25 protein-coding genes and 1 other annotated feature are annotated in these 23,503 nt (G+C 54.6%); of the genes, 10 read left to right on the top strand and 15 right to left on the bottom strand.

Going from position 1 to position 23,503, the window contains the following annotated elements; genetic code table 11:
- The first annotated feature begins 141 nt into the window (after positions 1-141).
- From ppsR to hemP, 3 genes are all read left to right on the top strand, one after another.
- On the top strand, positions 142-975 hold the full coding sequence (ppsR, locus tag PGR10_RS01305) for a posphoenolpyruvate synthetase regulatory kinase/phosphorylase PpsR (RefSeq protein WP_087857925.1): 834 nt from the start codon (positions 142-144) through the stop codon (positions 973-975).
- A 154-nt stretch (positions 976-1,129) separates the two neighbouring features.
- Positions 1,130-2,176 carry a 3-deoxy-7-phosphoheptulonate synthase AroH gene (aroH, locus tag PGR10_RS01300; protein ID WP_047078818.1) on the top strand — a complete coding sequence of 349 codons (1,047 nt, stop codon included), beginning with the start codon at positions 1,130-1,132 and terminating at the stop codon, positions 2,174-2,176.
- Between the two features lie 169 nt (positions 2,177-2,345).
- Positions 2,346-2,525 carry a hemin uptake protein HemP gene (gene hemP / locus PGR10_RS01295; protein WP_162750204.1) on the top strand — a complete coding sequence of 60 codons (180 nt, stop codon included), beginning with the start codon at positions 2,346-2,348 and terminating at the stop codon, positions 2,523-2,525.
- Positions 2,526-2,553: 28 nt separating this feature from the next.
- On the opposite strand, the gene selO is transcribed toward hemP, so the two are convergent.
- From selO to PGR10_RS01275, 4 genes are all read right to left on the bottom strand, one after another.
- Complete coding sequence (selO, locus tag PGR10_RS01290) at positions 2,554-3,996, bottom strand: protein adenylyltransferase SelO (protein ID WP_430922779.1); 1,443 nt, start codon at positions 3,994-3,996, stop codon at positions 2,554-2,556.
- Positions 3,997-4,109: 113 nt separating this feature from the next.
- Positions 4,110-4,574, bottom strand: a complete 465-nt coding sequence (locus tag PGR10_RS01285) for an NlpC/P60 family protein (protein ID WP_045374354.1) — start codon at positions 4,572-4,574, stop codon at positions 4,110-4,112.
- A gap of 81 nt (positions 4,575-4,655) precedes the next feature.
- A complete protein-coding gene (gene btuD, locus PGR10_RS01280) occupies positions 4,656-5,405 on the bottom strand; it encodes a vitamin B12 ABC transporter ATP-binding protein BtuD (RefSeq protein WP_087857928.1) in 750 nt (249 codons plus the stop codon).
- Positions 5,405-5,956, bottom strand: coding sequence for a glutathione peroxidase (locus PGR10_RS01275; protein WP_087857929.1), 552 nt, complete (start codon positions 5,954-5,956; stop codon positions 5,405-5,407). Before PGR10_RS01275 ends, btuD begins: the two co-directional genes overlap by 1 nt.
- A 231-nt stretch (positions 5,957-6,187) precedes the next feature.
- On the opposite strand from PGR10_RS01275, the gene PGR10_RS01270 reads away from it, so the two are divergent.
- Complete coding sequence (locus tag PGR10_RS01270; RefSeq protein ID WP_087857930.1) at positions 6,188-6,988, top strand: MetQ/NlpA family ABC transporter substrate-binding protein; 801 nt, start codon at positions 6,188-6,190, stop codon at positions 6,986-6,988.
- A 36-nt stretch (positions 6,989-7,024) separates the two neighbouring features.
- Here the strand turns inward: PGR10_RS01270 and btuC are convergent, their stop codons facing one another.
- Together btuC and PGR10_RS01260 are read right to left on the bottom strand one after the other, a co-directional pair.
- Entirely contained in the window at positions 7,025-8,011 is a 987-nt protein-coding gene (gene btuC / locus PGR10_RS01265) for a vitamin B12 ABC transporter permease BtuC (RefSeq protein WP_213316735.1), read from the bottom strand.
- A 127-nt stretch (positions 8,012-8,138) separates the two neighbouring features.
- Complete coding sequence (locus PGR10_RS01260) at positions 8,139-9,572, bottom strand: gluconate:proton symporter (protein ID WP_113374157.1); 1,434 nt, start codon at positions 9,570-9,572, stop codon at positions 8,139-8,141.
- Between the two features lie 277 nt (positions 9,573-9,849).
- Between PGR10_RS01260 and PGR10_RS01255 the strand changes: the two genes are divergently transcribed.
- The 3 genes from PGR10_RS01255 to PGR10_RS01245 are packed head-to-tail and all read left to right on the top strand — an operon-like array spanning position 9,850 to position 12,418.
- Complete coding sequence (locus PGR10_RS01255; protein ID WP_015705115.1) at positions 9,850-10,764, top strand: LysR family transcriptional regulator; 915 nt, start codon at positions 9,850-9,852, stop codon at positions 10,762-10,764.
- Positions 10,765-10,802: 38 nt separating this feature from the next.
- Positions 10,803-12,068, top strand: a complete 1,266-nt coding sequence (locus PGR10_RS01250; protein WP_430923092.1) for a D-amino acid dehydrogenase — start codon at positions 10,803-10,805, stop codon at positions 12,066-12,068.
- Positions 12,065-12,418, top strand: a complete 354-nt coding sequence (locus tag PGR10_RS01245) for a RidA family protein (protein WP_430922778.1) — start codon at positions 12,065-12,067, stop codon at positions 12,416-12,418. The genes PGR10_RS01250 and PGR10_RS01245 overlap by 4 nt, the downstream gene beginning before the upstream one ends.
- Before the next feature lie 57 nt (positions 12,419-12,475).
- Here the strand turns inward: PGR10_RS01245 and ihfA are convergent, their stop codons facing one another.
- From ihfA to PGR10_RS01200, 9 genes are all read right to left on the bottom strand, one after another.
- Positions 12,476-12,775 (bottom strand): integration host factor subunit alpha, encoded by a 300-nt coding sequence (ihfA, locus tag PGR10_RS01240; RefSeq protein WP_015367042.1) that lies wholly within the window; start codon positions 12,773-12,775, stop codon positions 12,476-12,478.
- Positions 12,776-12,779: 4 nt separating this feature from the next.
- Positions 12,780-15,167 (bottom strand): phenylalanine--tRNA ligase subunit beta, encoded by a 2,388-nt coding sequence (pheT, locus tag PGR10_RS01235; RefSeq protein WP_113374159.1) that lies wholly within the window; start codon positions 15,165-15,167, stop codon positions 12,780-12,782.
- Between the two features lie 15 nt (positions 15,168-15,182).
- The gene (pheS, locus tag PGR10_RS01230; protein ID WP_015367044.1) at positions 15,183-16,166 is read right to left on the bottom strand and encodes a phenylalanine--tRNA ligase subunit alpha; all 984 of its coding nucleotides are present in this window, start codon (positions 16,164-16,166) and stop codon (positions 15,183-15,185) included.
- Between the two features lie 63 nt (positions 16,167-16,229).
- Positions 16,230-16,354: a sequence feature (Phe leader region), on the bottom strand.
- Positions 16,305-16,349 carry a pheST operon leader peptide PheM gene (pheM, locus tag PGR10_RS01225; RefSeq protein WP_001386830.1) on the bottom strand — a complete coding sequence of 15 codons (45 nt, stop codon included), beginning with the start codon at positions 16,347-16,349 and terminating at the stop codon, positions 16,305-16,307. It overlaps the preceding feature by 45 nt.
- Before the next feature lie 118 nt (positions 16,355-16,472).
- Positions 16,473-16,829, bottom strand: coding sequence for a 50S ribosomal protein L20 (gene rplT, locus PGR10_RS01220; RefSeq protein ID WP_004102963.1), 357 nt, complete (start codon positions 16,827-16,829; stop codon positions 16,473-16,475).
- Between the two features lie 50 nt (positions 16,830-16,879).
- A complete protein-coding gene (rpmI, locus tag PGR10_RS01215; protein ID WP_001124225.1) occupies positions 16,880-17,077 on the bottom strand; it encodes a 50S ribosomal protein L35 in 198 nt (65 codons plus the stop codon).
- A gap of 90 nt (positions 17,078-17,167) precedes the next feature.
- Positions 17,168-17,710 carry a translation initiation factor IF-3 gene (gene infC / locus PGR10_RS01210; protein ID WP_004189469.1) on the bottom strand — a complete coding sequence of 181 codons (543 nt, stop codon included), beginning with the start codon at positions 17,708-17,710 and terminating at the stop codon, positions 17,168-17,170.
- 3 nt (positions 17,711-17,713) lie between these two features.
- On the bottom strand, positions 17,714-19,642 hold the full coding sequence (gene thrS, locus PGR10_RS01205) for a threonine--tRNA ligase (RefSeq protein WP_430922777.1): 1,929 nt from the start codon (positions 19,640-19,642) through the stop codon (positions 17,714-17,716).
- A 430-nt stretch (positions 19,643-20,072) separates the two neighbouring features.
- Complete coding sequence (locus PGR10_RS01200; RefSeq protein WP_015705111.1) at positions 20,073-20,831, bottom strand: DUF481 domain-containing protein; 759 nt, start codon at positions 20,829-20,831, stop codon at positions 20,073-20,075.
- A 358-nt stretch (positions 20,832-21,189) separates the two neighbouring features.
- Here PGR10_RS01200 and pfkB point away from each other — a divergent pair, with 358 nt between their 5' ends.
- The 3 genes from pfkB to PGR10_RS01185 all read left to right on the top strand — a co-directional run bounded on the left by pfkB (position 21,190) and on the right by PGR10_RS01185 (position 23,460).
- Positions 21,190-22,122, top strand: coding sequence for a 6-phosphofructokinase II (pfkB, locus tag PGR10_RS01195; protein ID WP_087857936.1), 933 nt, complete (start codon positions 21,190-21,192; stop codon positions 22,120-22,122).
- An 87-nt stretch (positions 22,123-22,209) separates the two neighbouring features.
- Positions 22,210-22,494 carry a type V toxin-antitoxin system endoribonuclease antitoxin GhoS gene (gene ghoS / locus PGR10_RS01190; protein WP_087857937.1) on the top strand — a complete coding sequence of 95 codons (285 nt, stop codon included), beginning with the start codon at positions 22,210-22,212 and terminating at the stop codon, positions 22,492-22,494.
- Positions 22,495-22,599: 105 nt separating this feature from the next.
- On the top strand, positions 22,600-23,460 hold the full coding sequence (locus PGR10_RS01185; RefSeq protein WP_087857938.1) for a fructosamine kinase family protein: 861 nt from the start codon (positions 22,600-22,602) through the stop codon (positions 23,458-23,460).
- Positions 23,461-23,503: the final 43 nt, after the last annotated feature.

Raw genomic sequence — 23,503 nt, 5'->3', positions numbered from 1 at the left:
CAAATAGTGTGCAAAACCCGAAACTGAACCTGCCATTTCATTAAAAACAAAAATAGCGTTTCATTTTTTTAAGTGAGACAAAGGTTAAAGCTCTGTGCTTAAATTTACTCTGCTTTTAGATAATTATACCGGATGGTCAAAATGGACAGTGCTGTAGATCGCCACGTATTTTATATTTCTGACGGTACCGCTATTACGGCGGAAGTTTTAGGTCATGCGGTAATGTCGCAATTCCCGGTGGCCATCAGTAGCGTGACGTTGCCGTTTGTTGAAAACGTCAGCCGCGCCCGGGCGGTAAAAGAACAAATCGATGCCATTTATCAACAAACCGGCATCCGCCCGCTGGTCTTCTATTCCATCGTTATCCCCGAAATTCGCGACATTATTTTGCAAAGCGAGGGTTTTTGTCAGGATATCGTGCAGGCGCTGGTGGCCCCGCTGCAGCAAGAGTTACATCTGGATCCCACGCCGGTGGCTCACCGCACCCATGGCCTGAACCCCGGTAACCTGATTAAATACGATGCGCGTATCGCCGCCATCGATTACACGCTCGCCCATGACGACGGCATTTCGCTGCGTAATCTCGATCAGGCGCAGGTGATCCTGCTCGGCGTATCGCGCTGCGGCAAAACGCCGACCAGCCTGTATCTGGCAATGCAGTATGGCATTCGCGCCGCTAACTACCCCTTTATCGCCGACGATATGGACAATCTGGTTCTCCCGGCCTCGTTAAAGCCGCTGCAGCACAAGATGTTCGGCCTGACGATTAACCCGGAGCGACTGGCGGCAATCCGCGAAGAGCGCCGGGAAAACAGCCGTTACGCCTCGCTGCGCCAGTGCCGTATGGAAGTAACCGAAGTCGAAGCGCTGTATCGCAAAAACAAGATCCCCTGCCTTAACAGTACCAACTATTCGGTAGAGGAAATTGCTACCAAAATCATGGATATCATGGGGCTTAATCGCAGAATGTACTAACACACTAGTACATTATTGAAAATTTGTTTATGCTATCGCTCGTGGCCTATACAGGATCATGCCCTGCTCTTGCAATAAGCAGGGATTGGTTTATCGTGATGCGCATCACTTCCCGGCATTTTCGCCGCGGAAGAAACAGATTTTTGAGACCCCAATGAATAAAACAGACGAATTGCGTACCGCGCGCATTGAAAGCCTGGTAACGCCCGCGGAACTGGCGCAGCGCCATCCCGTGTCGGCCGAGGTTGCCGCCCACGTCTCCGCCTCCCGCCGGCGGATTGAAAAAATCCTCAACGGCGAAGACCGCCGCCTGCTGGTGATTATCGGCCCCTGCTCCATTCACGACCCCGAAGCGGCGCTGGAATATGCGCGCCGCCTGCAGGGCATGCGCGAACGTTACCAGCCGCAGCTGGAAATTGTCATGCGCACCTATTTCGAAAAACCGCGCACCGTCGTGGGCTGGAAAGGACTCATTTCCGACCCTGACCTCAACGGCAGCTACCGGGTCAACCACGGTATTGAACTGGCGCGTCGTCTGCTGCTTCAGGTCAACGAGCTGGGTATCCCCACCGCCACCGAATTCCTGGATATGGTGACCGGGCAGTTTATTGCCGATCTGATTAGCTGGGGCGCCATCGGCGCGCGCACCACCGAAAGTCAAATCCACCGTGAGATGGCCTCGGCGCTCTCCTGCCCGGTTGGTTTTAAAAACGGTACCGACGGCAACACCCGTATCGCGGTCGACGCGATACGCGCTTCGCGCGCCAGCCATATGTTCCTGTCGCCGGATAAACAGGGCCAGATGACCATCTACCAGACCAGCGGTAACCCGTACGGCCATATCATTATGCGCGGCGGTAAACGGCCAAATTATCATGCAGCGGATATCGCCGCCGCCGGTGAAGCGCTACGGGAATTCGATCTCCCTGAGCAACTGGTCGTCGACTTCAGCCACGGCAACTGTCAGAAGCAGCATCGCCGGCAACTGGAAGTGTGCGCCAATATCTGCCAGCAGATCCGCGATGGATCTACCGCCATTGCCGGGATTATGGCGGAGAGCTTCCTCGCCGAAGGGACGCAAAAAGTGATCCCCGGTCAGCCGCTGACCTGGGGCCAGTCGATTACCGACCCGTGTCTGAGCTGGGAAGATAGCGAAAAAATGCTCGCCGAACTGGCTGCTGCCACCGCTACACGGCTGTAACCCTTCCCCCGCCGCGCTCGCGGCGGGTATTCATCGCTCGCCGTTCATCCTCTGCGCAATAGCTACCTGAAATGGTAAGCCACGACAAAAAAGGCTTGCCGTGAAAATTAACATTACTGATAATGATTATCATTGTTGCTTTTATTTTTACTTTGGTGCTATGACGCGTATGGATAACACTGCCACAGCTGAGAAAACGAAAGACAATGCTCCCTATCCTATTGCCAGCGATCGCCAAATCAGCAGCCGGACGCTGTTGGGCGCGGAAGGCCGCGTGGTGATCGAACATGACGGCCAGCGCTATCTGCTGCGCCAGACCCACGCCGGTAAGCTAATTTTGACCAAATAAAACCTCGCGCGATGGCGAGGCTTTACGGTTAGCTGGAGCAGCTGACTTCCAGATGTTTACCCCAGTCAGGCGGGCGGCTGCCATAATCATCTGAACGATCGGCAAACGGCTGCGCGAGGGCCTCATGCAGACGTTCCAGCTCGCGCATGTCGCCATCTTCGGCTTTTTCTATTGCCCGCTGCGCCAGCCAGTTGCGTAGCACCACCGCCGGGTTGACGCCCTGCATCCGCTGCTGGCGTTCGCTATCGTCGATCTGTTCATCGCGCAGCCGCGCCCGGTAGTCAGCAAACCAGCTATCAAACGCCGCGCGGTCGATAAACTCATCGCGCAGCGGCGATGCCGCGCTATGCTGCTCGCTTTGGCTCAGCATCCGGAAGGTACGAGTGTAGTCACTCCCTTCACGCTCCATCAGGCTGAACAGTCCATCAAGCAGAGTGTTATCACCGGTTTGCTGAGTATAGAAGCCGAGTTTGTCGCGCATGCGGCGGCCGTAGGCGGTCAACAAGGCATGCTGATAGTCATCCAGCGCCGCGTTCAGCGCGTCGGCGCTGATAAACGGCGAGAGCGACTGGGCCAGACGCTGCAGGTTCCACAACCCTACCGCCGGTTGGTTATCAAAGCTGTAGCGCCCCTGGTAATCAGAGTGGTTACAGATAAAACCGGGCTGGAAATCATCGAGGAAGCCATACGGACCATAATCCATGGTCAGGCCAAGAATCGACATATTGTCGGTATTCATCACCCCGTGGGCAAAGCCAACGGTCTGCCAGCTGGCGATCATTTCCGCGGTACGCGTGACAACGTCACGGAACCAGAGGATATACTTATCCGCATCCTGCTGCAGCTGCGGCCAGTGGTGTTCAATCACATAATCGGCCAGCTGCTGCACTTTTCCCGCTTCGCGACGATAGTAAAAATGTTCGAAATGGCCAAAGCGTACGTGACTTTCGGCGATGCGCATCAGCATGGTGCCGCGTTCTTCGCGTTCGCGGTAAACCGGCGTGTCGCTGGTCACCATCGCCAGCGCGCGGGTGGTTGGGATCCCAAGCGCATGCATTGCTTCGCTGGCAAGGCTTTCGCGGATAGTTGAACGCAGTACCGCCCGGCCATCGCCCATTCTCGAATAGGGCGTCAGACCAGCGCCTTTAAGATGCCAGTCAAAACGTTGACCATCCGGCAACTGCTGCTCGCCAAGCAAAATGCCGCGCCCATCGCCAAGCTGACCGGCCCAGGCGCCAAATTGATGGCCACTATAGACCTGCGCCAGCGGCGACATCCCCGGCAGCAACGCTTCGCCACCCCAGACGCCCGCTCCGCGCTCGGGTTCGAATAACGTTTCCGGGACGCCCAACGTTTGCGCCAGAGCGGTGTTGCGCCAGATGAGACGCGCGTTCTCCAGCGGCGTGGGCGCCAGAGAAGTGTAAAAACCCGGCAGCCGATCGCGCCAGTGAGTAGTAAAAGACAGGGTCATGGTTCCTCCTGCCGCCAGTGTAGTGCCTTCAGCAGGGTATTAACACGGGCGAACTGCAGGGTTATGACAATTAAAAAAGGGAGCCATCGCTCCCCTTTTTCACCGAATGCGGGTTAAATGCGCCTCGCCTGCCAGAATTTTTTGTTCCAGTAGACGTTGTCCAGCGACGAGCGGGTAACGCCCTGGCTGGTAGAGGCGTGAATAAATTGATTGTCGGTATCATAGATACCGACGTGCAGGCCGCTTTCGCCGGATCCGGTTTTGAAGAATACCAGGTCGCCGGGCAATAGATCGCTTTTATCAATGCGGGTGCCGATTTCCGCCTGCTCGCGAGTTTCCCGCGGCAACTGCATGGCGAATTTGTCGCGAAACGTGCGTACCACAAAGCCCGAACAGTCAACGCCGCGCGGCGTCATGCCGCCATAACGGTACGGCGCACCACGCCAGTTGCGCAATTGCTCATTCAGATTCGCCACCACGGTAATGGAATCAGCCAGCCGCGGATTCGGCGGCGGCGCCCGGTGGCTGCTACAGCCAGCCAGCACCATCGCCGCAATAAAAATGAACCACAAACGCATCTCAGACGATTCCTCTGTTCCCTGTCCTGTTATTGCAATAATTTAGCCTGTTTAGCGGCGTACAGGCAAGATCCTTACCTGCTACTGTGACGCCACGAGCATAAGATGACCCGCGACTTCCACACGCTGGAAAGCGATATGATAAGCGGCGGTCAAATTTTCCTCACTCAGCACCTCATACGTTTCCCCGCTGGCAATCATCTGCCCACCACAAATGAGCCACGCCCTCTGCGCATGTCGCAACGTATGGTTGAGATCGTGGCTGCTCATCACGATAGCGATCCCCAGCCCGCATAGCGACGCCAACACGCTATCCAGCGCCGCCTGTTGCGCGACATCGAGGCTGTTCATCGGTTCATCCAATAATAACAGCTGGCCGGCTGGATTCGCGCGGCGGTGAATCTGCAGGATCACCGCCGCCAGACGCACCCGCTGCCACTCGCCGCCGGAGATCTGGTTGACCTGGCGCCCCAGCTTATCGCTTAACCCCAGTTGCCCGGCGATCTCGTTGAGCAACCCCTGCGGGGCGCTATCCTGCATATGTAACGACAGATAGTGCCACACCGGCATTGCGAAGGGCGGGAGCTGCTGCTGGCTCAGATAGGCGCGATGGCGGGCAAGCTCCGCCGCGGGCCACTTATCCAGCGCCCGCTGGTTAAGCGTAATCAGGCCGGGGCCGGTGGTCAGCCCGGCCATCCGCGCCAGCAGGGTACTTTTACCCGCGCCGTTCGGCCCCACCAGATGGACTATCTCTCCGGGCCGAACGTCAGCGGTAAACGGCGACAGCCGCCCCGCTTCCGCTACATCCTGTAGCTGCATCAAAAACGGCATTATTGCGCTAATGCTCCTTTTAGCGCAGCCAGTAGCTGCGGGTCGTCCGGCGTCATGTCCGGAGAGAAACGCTGAATGACCTGGCCATCGCGGCCCACGAGGAATTTTTCAAAGTTCCACAGGATGTCGTCAACGTACAGCGGCGCTCGGCCTTTACTGGCCATCCGCTCATAAAAGCCGCTCCCTTCCGGCGCGACGGCTTTCGGGGCGGCGGCAATCAGTTTTTGATACAGCGGCGCGCGATGTTCGCCGTTGACGTCAATTTTACTGAACAGTGGGAAAGTGACGCCGTAGGTCACGCTGCAGAACGTTTTAATCTCTTCTTCGCTGCCCGGCTCCTGGCCGAGAAACTGATTACAAGGAAAGCCAAGGACGCTGAATCCCTGCGGGGCAAACTCTTCTTGCAGCGCTTCCAGTTGCTCATACTGCGGCGTGAGGCCGCATTTTGAGGCCACGTTGACGATCAGCAGCACCTTTCCGGCATACGCTGCCAGGGTGGTTTTCTCGCCATCGATGGTCGTCACTTCGGTATTTAGAATGTCGTGTTGCATAGCCTTCCCTCAGTCAATAATGCAGGTTAAGGAGATCCCTATCTACTGTAGCGGATTCAACGCGGCTGATTCTACTTTGATTCATGGGCAAATGTCGCTTGATGTAACACCGCTGCGTTTGCCACCGGCAACATGAATTCCTCTCAATATCAGCAATGGACAAATCAGTGTACAGTGTGAAACAGATGTAATAGTGTTTCGTTACTTGTTAATTTATGAGAGTTTTTATAGATGAAGAAGTTATTAAGCTCGGTATTAATCGCCACATCGGTGGCGCTGTTATCCGCCTGCTCTCCGGACGATAACGATAAGGTTAAAGTCGCGATCAATACCGGCCCGGATGAAGCTATCTGGAAAGTCGTGGAGCAGGTAGCAAAAGACAAATATAACCTCGACGTTGAGGTTATCTCTTTCAATGATTACGTCCTGCCGAATGAAGCGTTAAATAATAAAGATGTCGACGCCAACGCCTTCCAGACGCTGCCCTATCTCGAAGCGCAGTCGAAAGAGCGCGGCTATAAATTCGCCATCGTCGGTAAAACATTCGTCTTCCCGATTGCCGCCTATTCGCGCAAAATCAAAAATATCAGCGAACTGCCTGACGGCGCGACCGTCTCTATCTCTAACGAAACCACCACGCTTGGCCGCAGCCTGCTGCTGTTACAGGCGCAAGGATTAATCAAGTTGAAAGATGGCGTAGGCTATCTGCCCACTACGCTGGATATCATTGATAACCCAAAACACCTGAAGATTGTTGAAGTCGATACTCCGCAGCTGACCCGTACGCTCGACGATCCGAACGTAACGCTTGCCATCATCAACACTAATTTCTCGGCGCAGGTCGGTTTATCCGCCGCCCGCGATGGCCTGTTTATGGAAGGCCCGGATTCACCTTATGTCAATGCGATTGTCTCTCGCGAAGACAATAAAGACAGCAAGAAAATCCAGGAGCTGAAAGAGGCCTTCCAGACCAAGGAAGTCGCCGATAAAGCACAGGAAGTCTATAAAGGCGATGCCATCAAAGGCTGGTAATCGTCACCCGACGCCGTCCATTACGACGGCGTCTCCCTACCCCCGCCGTCCCGAACGCAGCAGCAACCAGATGAATACCGGCGCCCCCAGCGTCGCCGTCACCACGCCGATCGGTAATTCCGCCGCCGATAATGCCAGACGGGCAATGATATCGGCGCCGAGCAGCGCGCTGGCGCCAGCTAACAGGCAGGCGGGAAGCAGCACCCGATGATCGCTCAGGCCGCACAGACGCAAAATATGCGGGATCACCAGACCAATAAAGCCAATCGCTCCCGCCAGCGCCACGCTGACGCCGACCAGCCAGCCGGTGGCCACCACCAGTAGTTTTCGCCATAGCCACAGCGGCAGGCCGAGCTGACGCGCCGAGACTTCGCCCAACGCCAGTAAGTTCAGCGGCTGCGACTGCCAGCATACCCACAGCAGCACCGGTAGCAGCGCCAGCATCAGCCACAGCTGCTGCCAGTCGACGCCGCCAAAACCGCCCATCATCCAGTACATCAGTTGGCGCAGATCAAAAGACGTTGAGAAATAGACCGCCCAGGTCATCAACGCGCTACAAATAATGCCGAGCGCCACCCCTGCCAGCAGCAGACGGCTGGTGGACAGGTGACGTCGGGCGAAACGGAGCAGAATAAAGGTAATCAGCAGCGCGCCGGCGATGGCGCACAGCCCCAGCGCCCACATGGGTAACACGCCGTGACCTAACAGCACGGCGGCAATCAACCCAACGCCCGCGCCGTTAGAAACACCCAGCAGACCCGGTTCCGCCAGCGGGTTTTCAAATAGCGCCTGCATGATCGCCCCGGAAAGCGCCAGCGCCGCCCCCACTAACAGCACCGCCAGCGTGCGCGGCAGACGGATTTGCCAGATAAACAGCTCGCCTTTAGCGCTAAACCACTCCTGCGGCGCGATCCATTGGTCACCGGCGCACAGGCTAATTGTCAATGTGACAAGTAGGATCAGCGTTAAGGCGGTTAGCCAACGACGGTTATGGCGCTGTTGAATATCGGCGAAGGTCTGCATAAGTCCCGGAGACAAGTGAGCGAGGTGATTGATTTTACGGTGGCGATGGCGGGGAGAAAAGGAAAAACTCTGAGTTATCACCACGCTGGCGCTGGCGCTCCTCGAGACGCCAGCGTGGGAATGGAATTTACACCAATACCTGGAACAGTAGCGCGAAGAGAATGATATTCGCCACCACAATCGCCCAGCCGTTATAAAGCATATATTTCAGATGGGTAGATTGCGCCAGCCCCATCTGACCAAACATATCCGAAGAGGGGAACGGGCCAAACCAGTCGACCTGCGAAGAGGCCAGCAGCACCGCAGTCGTTCCCTGCGGCGGTACGCCGGCGGCCATCAGCATCGGGCCGAATATTTTGTGGGTGAAGGTCATCTGCGCCACCGCCGCCCCCGGTACGTGGCCAATAATATTGAAAGCGAAGATGCAAAAGCACAACCAGGCAGGCGAAATGCCTTCCAGCAGCGGCTGGGTATAGTCGAGCAGCCCTTGGTAGGCATGAAGACCATCCATCAGCTCCAGGATCGGGTTATACAGCCAGTAGAGGATAAACATCCACACCAGACGGCCACAACCGTGGTACAGCGCCTGCAGGATCTGCGTCGGGCGCAGGCCGCCCACCAGCCCGGTAATCAGGGCCACCAGCAGCATCACGATAATCGCAAAGCTGAATCCGGCTTTAATCACCACGCCAATGACTGCCATCACAATAATCGTTGCCGCGAAGGCCAGCGCGCTGAGCTTACGCCGACGCAGCTGCGCGGCGCTCAGTGCTTCTGTTGGCTTCTCCGTGAGATCGACTTCATAGCGTAGTTTGCCTTCGGTCATCTTCTGGATCCGTCCCGCCATCACCCAGCCGGCCAGCAACGTCACCGCGCTCATCGGCAGCCCCACGTACAGCAGATAATCCGGATAGCTTAATCCACCAAGGCTCAGGATAGTCACGGTGCTAGGGGTAAACGGCCCGGTAAACAATCCTACGGAGCCGGCGGTCATCATCAGCGCGGCTACCGTCGGCGGAGTAAGGCGTACCGCTGCCGCTACCGGGATGATTACCGCGACAATAATCGCGTTACCACCGGCCATCGTCCCCAGCGAGCCGCAGATTAAAATCGAGGACACCACAATGCCAAACTTCACTCGGGTCTGGCTGGACAGGCCGATGCGGTGAACGACAAATTTCACCAACTCAACTGCGGCGCCGGTACGGGTGGCGACTTCGCCCACCCCGGCGCCGAGCATAATAATCAGCCCGACGGTGGCGATAAATGAACCGGTGGATTTCGCCAGCATGGTGCCCATTTCCGGCAACCCGGTCGAGGTCATAATCATGGCGATGATAATCGAAGAAATCACCGCCAGAACAATGTCGACGCCGACCAGCGACAGCACCGCTAACGCCACTAATGGCGTAAAACCCAACAGGCCGAGTTCATTACTCGGCCGGCCATGGCACCACCACGCGGTCAACACAAAAATCACCAATAACAGGCCAATAATAACGTTTTTTCTTGTGATATTTCGTCTGGCGAGGGTATTGCCAGCGAGCGTTGAGTCACTCATATAACTCCTTAAAGCCATTAAAACCGACCGCACTTGCAGGTTGGCGTATTCGGGCCTGCTCAGAAAATATCCCCCCTCGTTATCATTATTGGCTCGATGGCCTGAGGGTTTGTAGGGAACAAAGGGAATGGTTCTGAGAACGTAAAAGTCCGTCTGAAGACGGTACCAGCAGCACAATATGTAACCGGAGCGCTGATTGGCGATTAAATTTATGTTAATTTAGTGTTAGTAGAAAATGACTTTTTATCGGCAAGCTATAACCCTGAGTTAACTGTTCATGAAACTGCGCCATCTGGAAATCTTCTACGCCGTGATGACTTGCGGCTCTCTTTCACGTGCGGCGGAATCGCTGAATATCTCCCAGCCGGCCGCCAGTAAAGCATTAAAAAACGCCGAGCTTAAGCTCGGTTTTAAGCTGTTTCAGCGGGTACGGGGTAAGCTGCTGCCAAGTAGCGAAGCGCTCACACTTTTTGAAAAAGCGCAGAGCATTTATCAGGATCTCGATAACCTGCGCCTGCTGGCGGATAATCTGGCCCGCGATCCGCGCGCCAAAATCACCTTAGGCTGTTTACCAAGCCTCGGATTAAGCCTGGTGCCGGAGCTGGTGACCGATTTTTATCAGCAAAACAGTAATCTGGTGATGACCTTAACCACCGAGCATACTGAGACGTTGGTCAAGAAATTGGATCTGCGCGAAATAGATTTAGCGCTGACGCTGCAGCCGGTCCAGCAGGGGGAGATCATCACCACCCTGATTGCCGAAGTGCCGCTGGTCTATATCGACCGCGATTACCGACAAGGCGCGGTGGACATCAAAGAGATCGATCAGCAGCGCTGGATCTCGCCGGGGCCGCATTCGCTCTCTGCCGCCATCGCCACCCGCCGTGATTTTTCCACTACCCGGCTTAATGTGCAGACCTACTACATGGCCACCGAGTTCGTGAAGCGCGGCATCGGCTGCAGTATCACCGATATCTTCTCGGCGCGGCATAATTTGTCGCCGGAGATGATTCACCCGATTACGCCGCCGATGAAAATCAACCTTTGCCTGCTGCGTCGCGCCGATGTTTCACTCAGCCCAATCACGCAGAAATTTGTCGATTTTCTGTGTAAACAGCTGCGCCAACAGCTCAAAGAAATTAACCTGCAGTTATACCCTGACCATAAAAAGTCAATTGCGCCGCTGGGGTAAATGCTTTGACATAACCGCAAGATATTTATCAGCGGTGGATATATCAGGTTATGAAAAAACGCATTGTGATTATCGGCGGCGGCGTGGTGGGGCTGGCCACCGCCTGGGTATTAATTAAGAGCGGACACCAGGTGCAGCTACTGGAGCGCAACGCCGAGCCGGGCAGCGCCACCAGTTTCGCCAACGGCGGGCAATTAAGCTACCGCTACGTGGCGCCGCTAGCCGACCGCGGCGTTCCCCTGCAGGGAATTAAATGGATGGGCAAAGCCGATTCACCGCTGAATATGCGCCTGCAAATGTCTTTCCAGCAGTGGCGCTGGCTGTTGCAGTTTCTGCGCGCCTGCAATAGCCAAAGCAACAAAATTAACGGCGATCATATTTTACGTTTATCACTGCTCAGCCGTCAGGTCATGCAGTCGTGGCTTGATGAAGATAATCTTGCTGATTTTCACTGGCGGCGTAGCGGCAAACTCATCATCCATCGCCGGGAATATGATTTTCATAAAGCGGCAAAAGGGATTAACCCCCAATACCAGCATGCGCTGAGCGCCGAAGCCTGCCTGCAGCTTGAACCGGCGCTGAAACACATCAGCCATTCGCTACAGGGCGGGATTTATTCGCCAGGAGATGAAACGGCAGACTGCCATAAATTCTGTCTCGCGCTGCTCGACAAACTCAATGCCAGCAGCAACTTCAGCCTGCTCACCCACTGCGAGGTGCTGCGGCTCAATAAGCGCGACGGGCGCATCAGTTCACTTGAGACCAGCCGCGGTACGATAACCGGCGATGATTATGTCGTCGCCGCCGGCAACGGCAGCGGCCCGCTGCTGGGTCATCTGGGCGTGCGCGTGCCGCTGTGCGCGCTGAAGGGATACAGCCTGACCCTTCCCTACCCTAAGCAATCCGGGATCGCGCCGGATATCAGCGTGACCGACTACGGACACAAAATCGTTTACGCCCGCCTGGGCGATCGGTTACGCATCGCGGCGATGGTGGATATCGGTTACGACGGCGATGAACTACGTGATAGCCGCGTTCAGGCGCTGAAGAAAATCGTCGCTAGCAGCTTTCCCGAACTGCAGGGACTGGATGAGGCTGAAGCCTGGACCGGTATGCGTCCGTCGACGCCCGCGGGCCCACCGATGCTAGGGCGTGCCGGATACCAGAATCTGTGGATGAATCTCGGCCAGGGTAGCCTCGGTTTTACCCTCGCGGCCGGCAGCGCCGTGGTACTGGGAGCGCTCCTCGATGGCGAAGCGCCGGCAATTTCTTTAGATGGTCTGACATGGAAACAATCCGCATGACAATTATTCGTAATAATCCGCAACCCCGACTTTCCGCCAGCGTCGAGTACGGCAACCTGGTGTTTCTCTCCGGACAAACGCCGAAAAGCAGTACTGATGATATTGCGCTGCAAACCCGTGAAGTTCTGGAGAAGATCGACGCCCTGCTGGCTACCGCCGGTAGCGACAAGCAGCACATCCTTTCCGCACAGATCTGGCTTAAAGATATCTCACGCGATTTTGCCACGTTCAATGAGGTCTGGGTAGCGTGGATGCCGGAAGGTCATAGCCCGGCGCGGGCAGCCGTTCAGGCCGAGATGGCGCGGCCCGACATCCTGGTGGAAATCATGGTCACCGCCGTAAAAGCGTAAGATAAAACAGGTAAGAAAAAAGGCCGCATAGCGGCCTTTTTAATTAGTCAGTCCAGATTATTTCTCTCTGGGTGAAGCGTTTTCGACACGGCTTTTTAACTTCTGTCCGGGTCTGAAGGTCACCACACGCCGGGCTGTAATGGGAATATCTTCCCCCGTTTTCGGGTTACGTCCCGGGCGTTGGTTCTTATCACGCAAATCGAAGTTGCCAAACCCGGAGAGTTTTACCTGTTCTCCGTTTTCCAGAGCACGACGGATCTCTTCGAAAAACAACTCTACCAGTTCTTTGGCATCCCGCTTGCTAAGCCCAAGCTTATCAAACAGATATTCTGACATTTCAGCTTTTGTAAGCGCCATAGGTTCAATCCCTCAATGATGCCTGGAATCGCTCTCTTAATGCCTCTACACATTTGGCAACGGTAGCGGCAATCTCCTCTTCTTCGAGTGTACGGCTGGTATCCTGAAGGATCAGGCTAATCGCAAGGCTCTTAAAGCCTTCCGCCACACCCTTACCACGGTACACGTCAAATAAGTTTACGCCAACTACCTGATTTACGCCAACTTTCTTACATTCGGCCAAAACATCGGCTGCAGGGACGTTTTCCGCGACCAGTACCGCGATATCGCGACGGTTCGCCGGGAAGCGAGAAATTTCGCGCGCCTGAGGCACCACGCGGTCTGCAAGCTTGTTCCACTCGATTTCGAACACCAGAGTGCGGCCGTTAAGATCCAGTTTACGTTCCAGTTCCGGATGAACAACCCCAATGAAACCAATGCGTTCACCTTTCAGATAAATCGCCGCGGATTGTCCCGGATGCAGTGCGGTAGCCGCTTCTGCACGGAATTCGATATCGGCTAATTTACCGGTCAGATCAAGAACAGATTCCAGATCGCCTTTTAAATCATAGAAATCGACGGTTTCTTTTGCCAGGTTCCAGTGCTCTTCGTAACGGTTACCGCTAATCACCCCGGCCAGCATCACATCCTGACGAATACCCAGCGGCGCCTGCGTATCCGGCACGAAGCGCAGACCGCTCTCAAAGATGCGCACGCGGCTCTGTTGACGGTTCTGGTTGTAGACGACGGTGCCCAACAGACCGGTCCACAGCGACAGACGCATCGCCGACATTTCGCTAGAGATAGGGCTTGGCAGAATCAGCGCCTCTTCACCGGCGTGGATTAGCTGCTGTACTTTCGGGTCAACGAAGCTGTAGGTAATCACTTCCTGATAACCTTTGTCGTTAAGCAGCGTTTTCACGCGCTTCAGCGACAGGTCCGCTTCACGGTGGGTTCCCATGATGAGCCCCGCCTGTACCGGCTCGTCAGGAATGTTGTTGTAGCCGTAGACGCGGGCCACTTCTTCAACCAGATCTTCTTCGATCTCCATATCGAAACGCCAGCTTGGCGCCACGGCCTGCCACTCGTCCTGACCAATGGTCACTTCGCAACCCAGGCGTTGCAGAATGTCGCTCACCTGAGCGTCATCAATATGATGGCCAATCAGGCGATCCAGCTTGCTACGGCGCAGGGTGATAGTGGCGCGTTTTGGCAGCGTCTCTTCGTTGGTCACATCGATAATTGGGCCGGCTTCCCCGCCGCACAGGTCGATCAGCAGACGGGTCGCACGCTCCAGCGCTTTATACTGCAGGGCCGGATCGACGCCGCGTTCGTAGCGGTGGGATGCATCGGTGTGCAGGCCATGACGGCGCGCGCGACCGGTGATAGACAGCGGGCTGAAGAACGCGCATTCCAACAGCACGTTCTGGGTTTCATCGTTAACGCCGGAATGTTCGCCGCCGAAGATACCGCCCATCGCCAGCGCTTTCTTGTGGTCAGCAATGACCAGCGTATCGCTATCGAGCTTAGCTTCAGAGCCGTCCAGCAGTACCAGCGTTTCGCCCTCTTTTGCCATCCGCACCACGATACCACCTTCAATGCGGTCACGGTCAAAGGCGTGCATCGGCTGGCCGAGCTCGAGCAGCACGTAGTTGGTCACGTCAACCACCGCATCGATGGAACGGATACCGCAGCGACGCAGCTTCTCTTTCATCCACAGCGGAGTGGGCGCTTTGACGTTGATGCCTTTCACCACCCGGCCCAGATAGCGCGGGCACGCCTGCGGCGCGTCAACCTGAATCGGCAGCACGTCGTCAATAGTCGCGGCAACTGGAGTGATTTCCGGCGCGTTCAGCGGCGCTTTGTTCAGCACAGCGACATCGCGCGCCACGCCGATGATACCCAGGCAGTCGGCGCGGTTTGGCGTGACGCTGATTTCAATGGTGTTATCGTCAAGCTTGAGGTATTCGCGAATATCGGTACCGATCGGCGCATCGGCCGGCAGCTCGATGATACCGCTATGGTCGTCGGAAATACCCAGCTCGGAGAAAGAGCACAGCATCCCTTCTGACGGTTCGCCGCGCAGTTTCGCCGCTTTAATTTTAAAATCACCCGGCAGTACGGCGCCAATGGTCGCGACGGCCACCTTCAGGCCCTGACGGCAGTTCGGCGCACCGCAGACGATGTCCAGCAGACGCTCGCCGCCGACATTGATTTTGGTCACGCGCAGTTTGTCAGCATTCGGATGCTGGCCGCACTCGACCACTTCACCGACGACCACGCCGTTGAAGCTACCGGCCACCGGCTCAACGCCATCAACTTCCAGGCCCGCCATGGTAATCTGATCGGACAGCGCGTCGCTGTCGATCGCCGGGTTAACCCATTCGCGTAACCACAGTTCACTGAATTTCATTGTTCTGTCCTGCCCTTATTTAAACTGTTTGAGGAAACGCAGATCGTTTTCGAAGAATGCGCGCAAATCGGTCACGCCATAACGCAGCATGGTCAGACGCTCCATGCCCATGCCGAAGGCGAAGCCGGAGTATACTTCCGGATCGATACCGACGTTACGCAGCACGTTCGGGTGCACCATGCCGCAGCCCAGCACTTCCAGCCATTTACCGTTTTTACCCATCACATCAACTTCTGCAGACGGTTCGGTGAACGGGAAGTAGGACGGACGGAATCGTACCTGCAGATCTTCTTCGAAGAAGTTATTCAGGAAATCGTGCAGGGTACCTTTCAGATTGGTGAAGCTGATGTTCTTATCAACAATCAGACCTTCCATCTGATGGAACATCGGGGTGTGGGTCTGATCGTAATCGTTACGATAGACGCGGCCCGGCGCGATAATACGAATTGGCGGCTGCTGGTTTTCCATGGTGCGGATCTGTACGCCAGAAGTCTGAGTACGCAACAGACGGGTCGCATCGAACCAGAAAGTATCGTGGTCAGCGCGCGCCGGATGGTGACCCGGAATGTTCAGCGCATCGAAGTTATGATAATCATCTTCGATTTCGGGGCCAGTCGCCACGGTGAAGCCAAGCTCGCCGAAGAAGTTCTCGATACGATCGATGGTGCGGGTAACCGGATGCAAACCGCCATTTTCAATGCGGCGTCCCGGCAAGGAGACATCGATAGTCTCTGCGGCCAGACGGGCATTGAGCGCGGCGCCTTCCAGCTCAGCCTTACGCGCGTTAAGCGCCTGCTGCACCTGCTCTTTCGCTTCGTTAATGACCGCACCCGCTGCCGGACGCTCTTCCGGCGGCAGCTCACGCAGGGTGGTCATTTGCAGGGTCAGATGCCCTTTTTTACCCAGATATTCAACGCGGACGTTGTCCAGCGCGGCAACATCTGATGCCTCGTTAATGGCTGCCTTGGCACTGGCAACCAGCTCTGCGAGATGTGACATGGTTTTCCTCATTATGTCGGTGCAGACACCGGTTTTAGTGAAACAAATATCCCGAATCTATATACGAAAAAAGCCTCCACAGGGGAGGCTTTCTGGCGCTGTTTTCCGTTTCTTCTTTCACGCGCTAGCCTCCTGAGTTCAGGTGCTAAAGTAAAAAAAGAAGCGGAAAATAGCAGCATTCATGCTTGCATTACCTTGTTTGGTAAGAAACGTCAGACCTGTATTGAAAAGCCTGCACGGATAAAAGTCAATGTATTGATAGTGTTGAAACGAAAAGAGGGAGACAAGCTCCCTCTTTCAACTGGCTTATGCCAGAGCTGCTTTCGCTTTTTCGACCAGAGCGGTGAACGCTAATTTGTCGAATACAGCGATGTCAGCCAGGATCTTACGGTCGATTTCAACAGAGGCTTTTTTCAGGCCGTTGATGAATTTGCTGTAAGAAATACCGTTCTGACGTGCTGCTGCGTTGATACGCGCAATCCACAGCTGGCGGAACTGACGCTTTTTCTGACGACGGTCACGATAAGCGTACTGACCAGCTTTGATAACAGCCTGGAAGGCAACGCGGTATACGCGAGAACGCGCACCGTAGTAACCTTTAGCTTGTTTCAAAATTTTCTTGTGACGTGCACGGGCAACTACACCACGTTTTACGCGAGCCATATGTGCTCTCCTGTATCTATTCTAATTAAAAAGTTAAAAGGGTTAACGACTTATGCGTACGGCAGGCACGCGATTACCAGGCCCAGATCGCCTTTGGAAACCATGGCTTTCGGACGCAGGTGACGTTTACGCTTGGTAGCTTTTTTGGTCAGAATGTGACGCAGGTTAGCGTGCTTGTGCTTAAAACCACCTTTACCGGTTTTTTTGAAGCGCTTTGCAGCACCGCGTACGGTCTTAATTTTTGGCATTTTAATAACTTCCACTTCGCATTGTTAATAAACGAAACAAAGGCGAACAAACCAGTGAGCCGAAGCCCACCGGAATGTTACTTGATGGCCTTACTGTTTCTTCTTCGGAGCGAGCACCATGATCATCTGGCGGCCTTCGATCTTCGTTGGGAAGGATTCGACTACTGCCAGTTCAACCAGATCGTCTTTCACGCGATTAAGCACTTCCATACCGATCTGCTGGTGGGCCATCTCACGACCGCGGAAACGCAGCGTGATCTTGGCCTTATCGCCATCTTCGAGAAAGCGAATCAGGCTGCGGAGTTTTACCTGATAGTCACCTTCATCAGTACCAGGGCGGAATTTAATTTCCTTAACCTGGATAACTTTCTGCTTCTTCTTCTGTTCCTTAGAAGACTTACTCTTTTCATAAAGGAACTTGCCGTAGTCCATGATACGACAAACTGGCGGTTCGGCGTTAGGGCTGATTTCAACTAAATCTACTCCAGCCTCTTCAGCCTTTTCGATAGCTTCTCTCAGACTCACAATACCCAGTTGCTCACCTTCCAGACCAGTTAAGCGAACTTCCTGGGCGCGAATCTCGCCATTAATACGATTCGGACGTGCCGTTTGAACTCGTTTTCCGCCTTTAATACCTTATTCCTCCAGTTGTTGAAGACTGCGGCTGCGAATCTCTTGTTGCAGCTTCTCGATCACTTCATTTACGTCCATGCTGCCGAGGTCTTTACCGCGACGGGTACGCACGGCCACTTTGCCGGCTTCGACTTCTTTGTCGCCACAGACCAACATATACGGGACACGACGTAAAGTGTGCTCGCGGATTTTAAAGCCAATCTTCTCATTTCTCAAGTCCGCTTTTACGCGAATGCCCGCATTTTGTAGTTTACGCGTCAATTCGTTAACGTATTCAGACTGAGAATCAGTAATATTCATGACCACTACCTGCACTGGCGCAAGCCAGGTTGGGAAGAAGCCAGCGAACTCTTCGGTCAGGATGCCGATGAAGCGCTCCAGCGAGCCGAGAATCGCGCGGTGAATCATTACCGGTACCTGACGCTCGTTGTTTTCGCCAACATAAGAGGCGCTTAAACGCTGAGGCAGGGAGAAGTCCAGCTGTACAGTACCGCACTGCCATGCACGATCGAGGCAGTCATACAGGGTAAATTCAATTTTCGGGCCGTAGAACGCCCCTTCGCCCAGTTGATATTCAAATGGGATGTTGTTTTCTTCCAGCGCCACCGCCAGATCCGCTTCCGCGCGATCCCAGGTCTCATCGCTACCGATACGTTTTTCCGGGCGAGTAGACAGCTTGACGACGATTTTCTCGAAGCCAAAGGTGCTGTACATATCATAAACCATACGAATACAGGCGTTCACTTCATCGCGAACCTGATCTTCAGTACAGAAGATATGCGCATCATCCTGAGTAAAGCCACGGACGCGCATCAGGCCATGCAGCGCGCCCGACGGCTCGTTACGGTGGCAGCTACCGAATTCAGCCATACGCAGCGGCAGATCGCGGTAAGATTTCAACCCCTGGTTGAAGATCTGCACGTGACCCGGGCAGTTCATCGGCTTAATGCAGTATTCACGGTTCTCGGAAGAGGTGGTGAACATCGCATCTTTGTAGTTGTCCCAGTGGCCGGTTTTTTCCCACAGCACACGGTCCATCATGAACGGGCCTTTGACTTCCTGATACTGGTACTCTTTCAGTTTAGAACGAACGAAAGTTTCCAGTTCACGGAAGATAGTCCAGCCGTCATTGTGCCAGAACACCATACCCGGCGCTTCTTCCTGCATATGATACAGGTCAAGCTGTTTACCGATTTTACGATGGTCACGCTTAGCGGCTTCTTCCAGACGCTGCAGGTAGGCGTTCAGCGCTTTTTTATCTGCCCACGCGGTACCGTAGATACGCTGCAACATTTTATTGTTGCTGTCGCCACGCCAGTACGCGCCAGCGGTTTTCATCAGTTTGAAGTGATGGCAGAAACGCATATTCGGTACGTGCGGGCCGCGGCACATATCGATATATTCTTCGTGATGATACAAGCCTGGCTTGTCATCATGGCCGATGTTTTCGTCAAGAATAGAAACTTTATAGGTTTCGCCGCGCTTCACGAAGGTTTCACGCGCTTCGTGCCAGCTGACTTTCTTCTTGATGACATCGTAGTTTTTCTCGGCGAGCTCGTGCATACGTTTTTCGAGCGCGTCGATGTCTTCCTGAGTCAGGGTGTGGTCCAGATCGACATCATAGTAAAAACCGTTGTCGACAACCGGGCCAATGGCCATTTTAGTGTTCGGCCACAGCTGTTTGATCGCATGACCTAACAAGTGAGCGCAGGAGTGACGAATGATTTCCAGACCGTCTTCATCTTTTGCGGTGATAATAGAAAGCGTGGAGTCAGATTCGATCGGGTCGCAGGCGTCAACCAGCTCACCGTTTACACGTCCGGCGATGGTGGCTTTCGCCAGGCCTGGACCGATATCCAGAGCCACATCCATCGGGCTAACTGCGTGGTCGAAATGGCGTTGGCTGCCATCAGGAAGCGTAATTACAGGCATTTTATGTCCTTATTTGCAGTGGTGCCCCACACGAAAGAGCACATACAAAACAATATAATCATAATTATCAACGAGTTGTGGCTCAGCTCCCGCTTCACTCTGCGAAAATATGAGTACGCCCGTCTATCTATTGAACCGCCCTCACCTGCAGCCGCTCGTTGATAACACCGAGGGTTAGTGTACACATCATTAGTGCGCGATTAAAGACGTAATAACTAAATGGTTATTCTTCTTTTAAATAGCAAGGGGCGCTGACAATTTATCGTGGCAATTCCCGCTCATACCACGCGGTTAATTAATCGATAAATTACCTGCATACATAAATAAATCCCCCCACCGCTAAAAAACGAATGAAAAAATCATCCGTTATAGTGAGTATTCATACCCGGCAGGAAATAACAGGAATCAGGCCGGTTGCCCGGCCTGTAAATTACATTTTATAACCGAGCGACAAGGTGGTGCGGCGGTCGGTATGCTCAGGCGCCGAGGCCGGCGGCTGCGAGTTCCACGTCAGGTTATAGGCGACGCGCAGCGCAAAGTGGGCGTTGATGGCCACGTTTAATGCGCTTTCCGAATTCAGCGTCGTGTCTTCAGCCCCGAATACCGAAACACCTTGAGTAAATTTAGCGTTGTCGGTCATCTGCCACGCCCAGGTTCCGGACGCGTACCCCAGCGGCTGAGTTTCGTTATCGCCATCGGTATATTCGTCATAGCGCACGCCCGGACCAAATTCAAAACGCAGGCTGTGAACCGGGCCGTTGAGGATCTGGCGACCATAACCGGCGGTCAGTACGTCGCGCTGTTGATAACCGTTGTAGCGGTCGGTCAGCCAGCTGGCCTGACCAAATACGTAGTTCATATCGGTCAGGTTATAACGGCTACGGCCGCCCACGGCATATTTTTCCGAAGAGCGTTGATCGTTAGAGGACGTATTGCTCGCATTGCCCCACAGTGACCAGGCCGTCGTGTCGCCGTACCAGGTCAGCGTGGAGTCAGCGGTCATTGAGGAGCTTTTCGTGTTGCCGGACTGAGCGAGATAACCCGCATTCACAGCACCTTCGAAAGGTTTTTTGGCAGTGGAAGGGTCATCCATGACGGTAAAAACGGAATCATCGGCCAGTGCGTTTACAGACGCAAAAAGCCCCCCCGCCAGCAATGCCGCTGCGGGTACTGTCTTCAAAAGCTTCATTATAACTCTCTAAAATACATATCTTCAGGACAGTACAAATGATGAATGGACCAGAGATCCCTTCATTGAATTTAGAGTCCGTACAACATTTAAGGAGACCCGACAGGTCCCGGAAACTTTCGCGAGGCGCGCTGAATGCGAGTCCTAAGAAAGGCGCTTGATTATAAAAAGGCACGAATAACTTAGCAATCAATTGCTATTTCGTTTTTTGAATAAGACGGTTCCCAAAACAATCTTTATTTCATAAAGATAAAAACACAGACATCTTTGCAAATCCGCCGCCCACCCCGCTTCCCCTCACTCCATTTCGGTGCCATGCTTAAAAAAGCAGCTTTATTCGTATTTAAGGAGGAACAGGATGACCAAAATTTATACGCTCACGCTGGCCCCATCACTCGACAGCGCAACGCTGACGCCGCAAATTTACCCCGAAGGCAAATTACGCTGTAGCGCACCGGTATTCGAACCTGGAGGCGGCGGGATCAACGTCGCCCGGGCCATTACCTTTCTGGGTGGTAAAGCGACGGCGATTTTCCCGGTTGGGGGCGCCACCGGCGAGCATCTTACCGCCCTGATGGCAGACGAGCAGGTTCCGGTCGAAACAATAGAAACCCGCGACTGGACGCGGCAAAACTTACATGTGCATGTCGATGCCAGCGGTGAACAATATCGCTTTGTCATGCCCGGCGCGGCGCTAACCGAGGATGAGTTCCGCCGCCTGGAAGAGAAAGTGCTGGCGATTGAGCCCGGTTCGCTACTGGTTATCAGCGGCAGTCTGCCTCCCGGTATCAGCGTCGAGCATCTGACTCAACTGGTAAAAAATGCCCAGCAGCACGGGCTACGTTGCATCATCGACAGCTCCGGCGATGCGCTGGCCGCCGCGCTGGACGTCGGCAACATTGAGCTGGTCAAACCGAACCAGAAAGAGCTTAGCGCGCTGGTACAGCGCGACCTTAGCCAGCCTGACGACGTACGCAATGCCGCGCTGGAGCTCATCCGCTCCGGAAAAGTTCGCCGGGTTGTGGTTTCGCTGGGCCCGCAGGGGGCGCTGGGAGTTGATGCCTCCGGCAGCGTACAGGTGGTGCCGCCGCCGATGAAAAGCCAAAGCACCGTAGGTGCCGGCGACAGTATGGTCGGCGCGATGACTTTGCGTCTCGCCGAGCACGCCTCGCTGGAAGATATGGTCCGCTTTGGCGTCGCCGCCGGTAGCGCCGCCACGATTAACCACGGCACCCGCCTGTGTTCATTAGCCAATACGCAAAAAATCTACGATTACCTGTGTGCCCGCTAGTCTCGCCCCCCCTTCGCTCCGGTGAAGGGGGTCAATTCGCTATCATGGTCTATGCTAGAAATTCCATGCATAACAACAGAGTGAAAAATGAGCAACGATATTACCGCGCACGTGATCACCGTTAAATTTCAGGAACAGACGCTGACCGAGATAAATGAGCTCAGCAATCATTTCATCCGCGCAGGTTTTGTCCTGACGCTCAACGACGAAGATGGCAAAACGCATGAATTAGGCACCAACACGTTTGGCCTGCTGAGCGCGCAGAGCGCCGACGACGTGCGGGCTTTAAGCGCAGGCCTTGCGGAAACCGCTCTAGGCAGACCAGCAGAGATAGCCATCACCACATTTAGCGAATGGTTAAAAGCTCAATAAGTGCGATCGCCATCGTGGAAGGCGCCAGTTGTGCGTTAGCTCGAACTTTACGGCCAGGTTATACGCTAACCTTATGATATGGTGGAAAACATGGGGAGAGACAGCATGTGGCAAGCTATTAGCAATTTGTTAAGCGAGCAGCACACTGACGGCGCTGAAATCGAACTGCGCAACGAGCTACCCGGCGGGGAAATCCATGCCGCCTGGCATTTACGTTTTGGCGGGAAAGACTACTTCGTCAAATGCGATGAACGCGAGCTGCTCCCCATTTTTACCGCGGAGGCGGATCAACTGGAGCTGCTCTCGCGCTGTAAAACCGTCAGCGTTCCGCAGGTCTTTGCCGTCGGCAGCGATCGGGATTACAGCTTTCTGGTGATGGAATATTTACCGCCGCGACCGCTGGACGCGCATAACGCGTTTCTGCTCGGTCAGCAAATTGCCCATTTACATCAGTGGAGCGACCAGCCGCAATTTGGCCTTGATTTTGACAACGATCTGTCGACGACCCCGCAGCCGAATGCCTGGCAGCGCCGCTGGTCAACGTTTTTCGCTGAACAACGCATTGGCTGGCAGCTGGAGTTAGCGGCGGAAAAAGGACTGCACTTCGGCGATATCGACAGCATTGTCGACACCGTACAGCAGCGGCTCAGCAATCATCAGCCGCAGCCCTCTTTATTACATGGCGACTTGTGGTCCGGTAACTGCGCGCTAGGGCCCAATGGGCCGTATATTTTCGATCCGGCATGTTATTGGGGCGATCGCGAATGCGATCTGGCAATGCTGCCTCTGCATCCGGAACAGCCGCCGCAGATTTACGACGGCTACCAGTCGGTCTCGCCGCTGCCTGCTGGCTTCCTTGAACGACAACCGATTTACCAGCTTTATACCTTACTTAATCGGGCGATTCTGTTCGGCGGCCAGCACCTGGTCACCGCGCAAAAAGCGCTCGATGAAGCCCTGCAATAAGCGTAAAAAAAGGCCCTCAAAGGGGCCTTTTTCTTCAGCAAGT

Source organism: Klebsiella sp. 141198 (genome assembly GCF_050600785.1).
GTDB classification, from domain to species: domain Bacteria; phylum Pseudomonadota; class Gammaproteobacteria; order Enterobacterales; family Enterobacteriaceae; genus Klebsiella; species Klebsiella aerogenes.
The sequence above is the reverse complement of the archived record's forward strand: the minus strand, read 5'-3'. Positions and strand labels throughout refer to the sequence as shown.

Excerpts from the sequence above, each read along its gene's own strand:
- ghoS (WP_087857937.1), top strand. The coding sequence starts at position 22,210 with ATGAGCAACGATATTACCGCGCACGTGATCACCGTTAAATTTCAGGAA.
- PGR10_RS01245 (WP_430922778.1), top strand. The coding sequence starts at position 12,065 with ATGACAATTATTCGTAATAATCCGCAACCCCGACTTTCCGCCAGCGTC.
- PGR10_RS01275 (WP_087857929.1), bottom strand. The coding sequence starts at position 5,956 with ATGCAACACGACATTCTAAATACCGAAGTGACGACCATCGATGGCGAG.
- pfkB (WP_087857936.1), top strand. The coding sequence starts at position 21,190 with ATGACCAAAATTTATACGCTCACGCTGGCCCCATCACTCGACAGCGCA.
- PGR10_RS01270 (WP_087857930.1), top strand. The coding sequence starts at position 6,188 with ATGAAGAAGTTATTAAGCTCGGTATTAATCGCCACATCGGTGGCGCTG.
- PGR10_RS01200 (WP_015705111.1), bottom strand. The coding sequence starts at position 20,831 with ATGAAGCTTTTGAAGACAGTACCCGCAGCGGCATTGCTGGCGGGGGGG.
- btuC (WP_213316735.1), bottom strand. The coding sequence starts at position 8,011 with ATGCAGACCTTCGCCGATATTCAACAGCGCCATAACCGTCGTTGGCTA.
- hemP (WP_162750204.1), top strand. The coding sequence starts at position 2,346 with ATGGATAACACTGCCACAGCTGAGAAAACGAAAGACAATGCTCCCTAT.
- pheT (WP_113374159.1), bottom strand. The coding sequence starts at position 15,167 with ATGAAATTCAGTGAACTGTGGTTACGCGAATGGGTTAACCCGGCGATC.
- rplT (WP_004102963.1), bottom strand. The coding sequence starts at position 16,829 with ATGGCTCGCGTAAAACGTGGTGTAGTTGCCCGTGCACGTCACAAGAAA.
- thrS (WP_430922777.1), bottom strand. The coding sequence starts at position 19,642 with ATGCCTGTAATTACGCTTCCTGATGGCAGCCAACGCCATTTCGACCAC.
- PGR10_RS01285 (WP_045374354.1), bottom strand. The coding sequence starts at position 4,574 with ATGCGTTTGTGGTTCATTTTTATTGCGGCGATGGTGCTGGCTGGCTGT.
- aroH (WP_047078818.1), top strand. The coding sequence starts at position 1,130 with ATGAATAAAACAGACGAATTGCGTACCGCGCGCATTGAAAGCCTGGTA.
- PGR10_RS01255 (WP_015705115.1), top strand. The coding sequence starts at position 9,850 with ATGAAACTGCGCCATCTGGAAATCTTCTACGCCGTGATGACTTGCGGC.
- pheS (WP_015367044.1), bottom strand. The coding sequence starts at position 16,166 with ATGTCACATCTCGCAGAGCTGGTTGCCAGTGCCAAGGCAGCCATTAAC.
- PGR10_RS01185 (WP_087857938.1), top strand. The coding sequence starts at position 22,600 with ATGTGGCAAGCTATTAGCAATTTGTTAAGCGAGCAGCACACTGACGGC.
- PGR10_RS01260 (WP_113374157.1), bottom strand. The coding sequence starts at position 9,572 with ATGAGTGACTCAACGCTCGCTGGCAATACCCTCGCCAGACGAAATATC.
- ppsR (WP_087857925.1), top strand. The coding sequence starts at position 142 with ATGGACAGTGCTGTAGATCGCCACGTATTTTATATTTCTGACGGTACC.
- ihfA (WP_015367042.1), bottom strand. The coding sequence starts at position 12,775 with ATGGCGCTTACAAAAGCTGAAATGTCAGAATATCTGTTTGATAAGCTT.
- selO (WP_430922779.1), bottom strand. The coding sequence starts at position 3,996 with ATGACCCTGTCTTTTACTACTCACTGGCGCGATCGGCTGCCGGGTTTT.
- btuD (WP_087857928.1), bottom strand. The coding sequence starts at position 5,405 with ATGCCGTTTTTGATGCAGCTACAGGATGTAGCGGAAGCGGGGCGGCTG.
- rpmI (WP_001124225.1), bottom strand. The coding sequence starts at position 17,077 with ATGCCAAAAATTAAGACCGTACGCGGTGCTGCAAAGCGCTTCAAAAAA.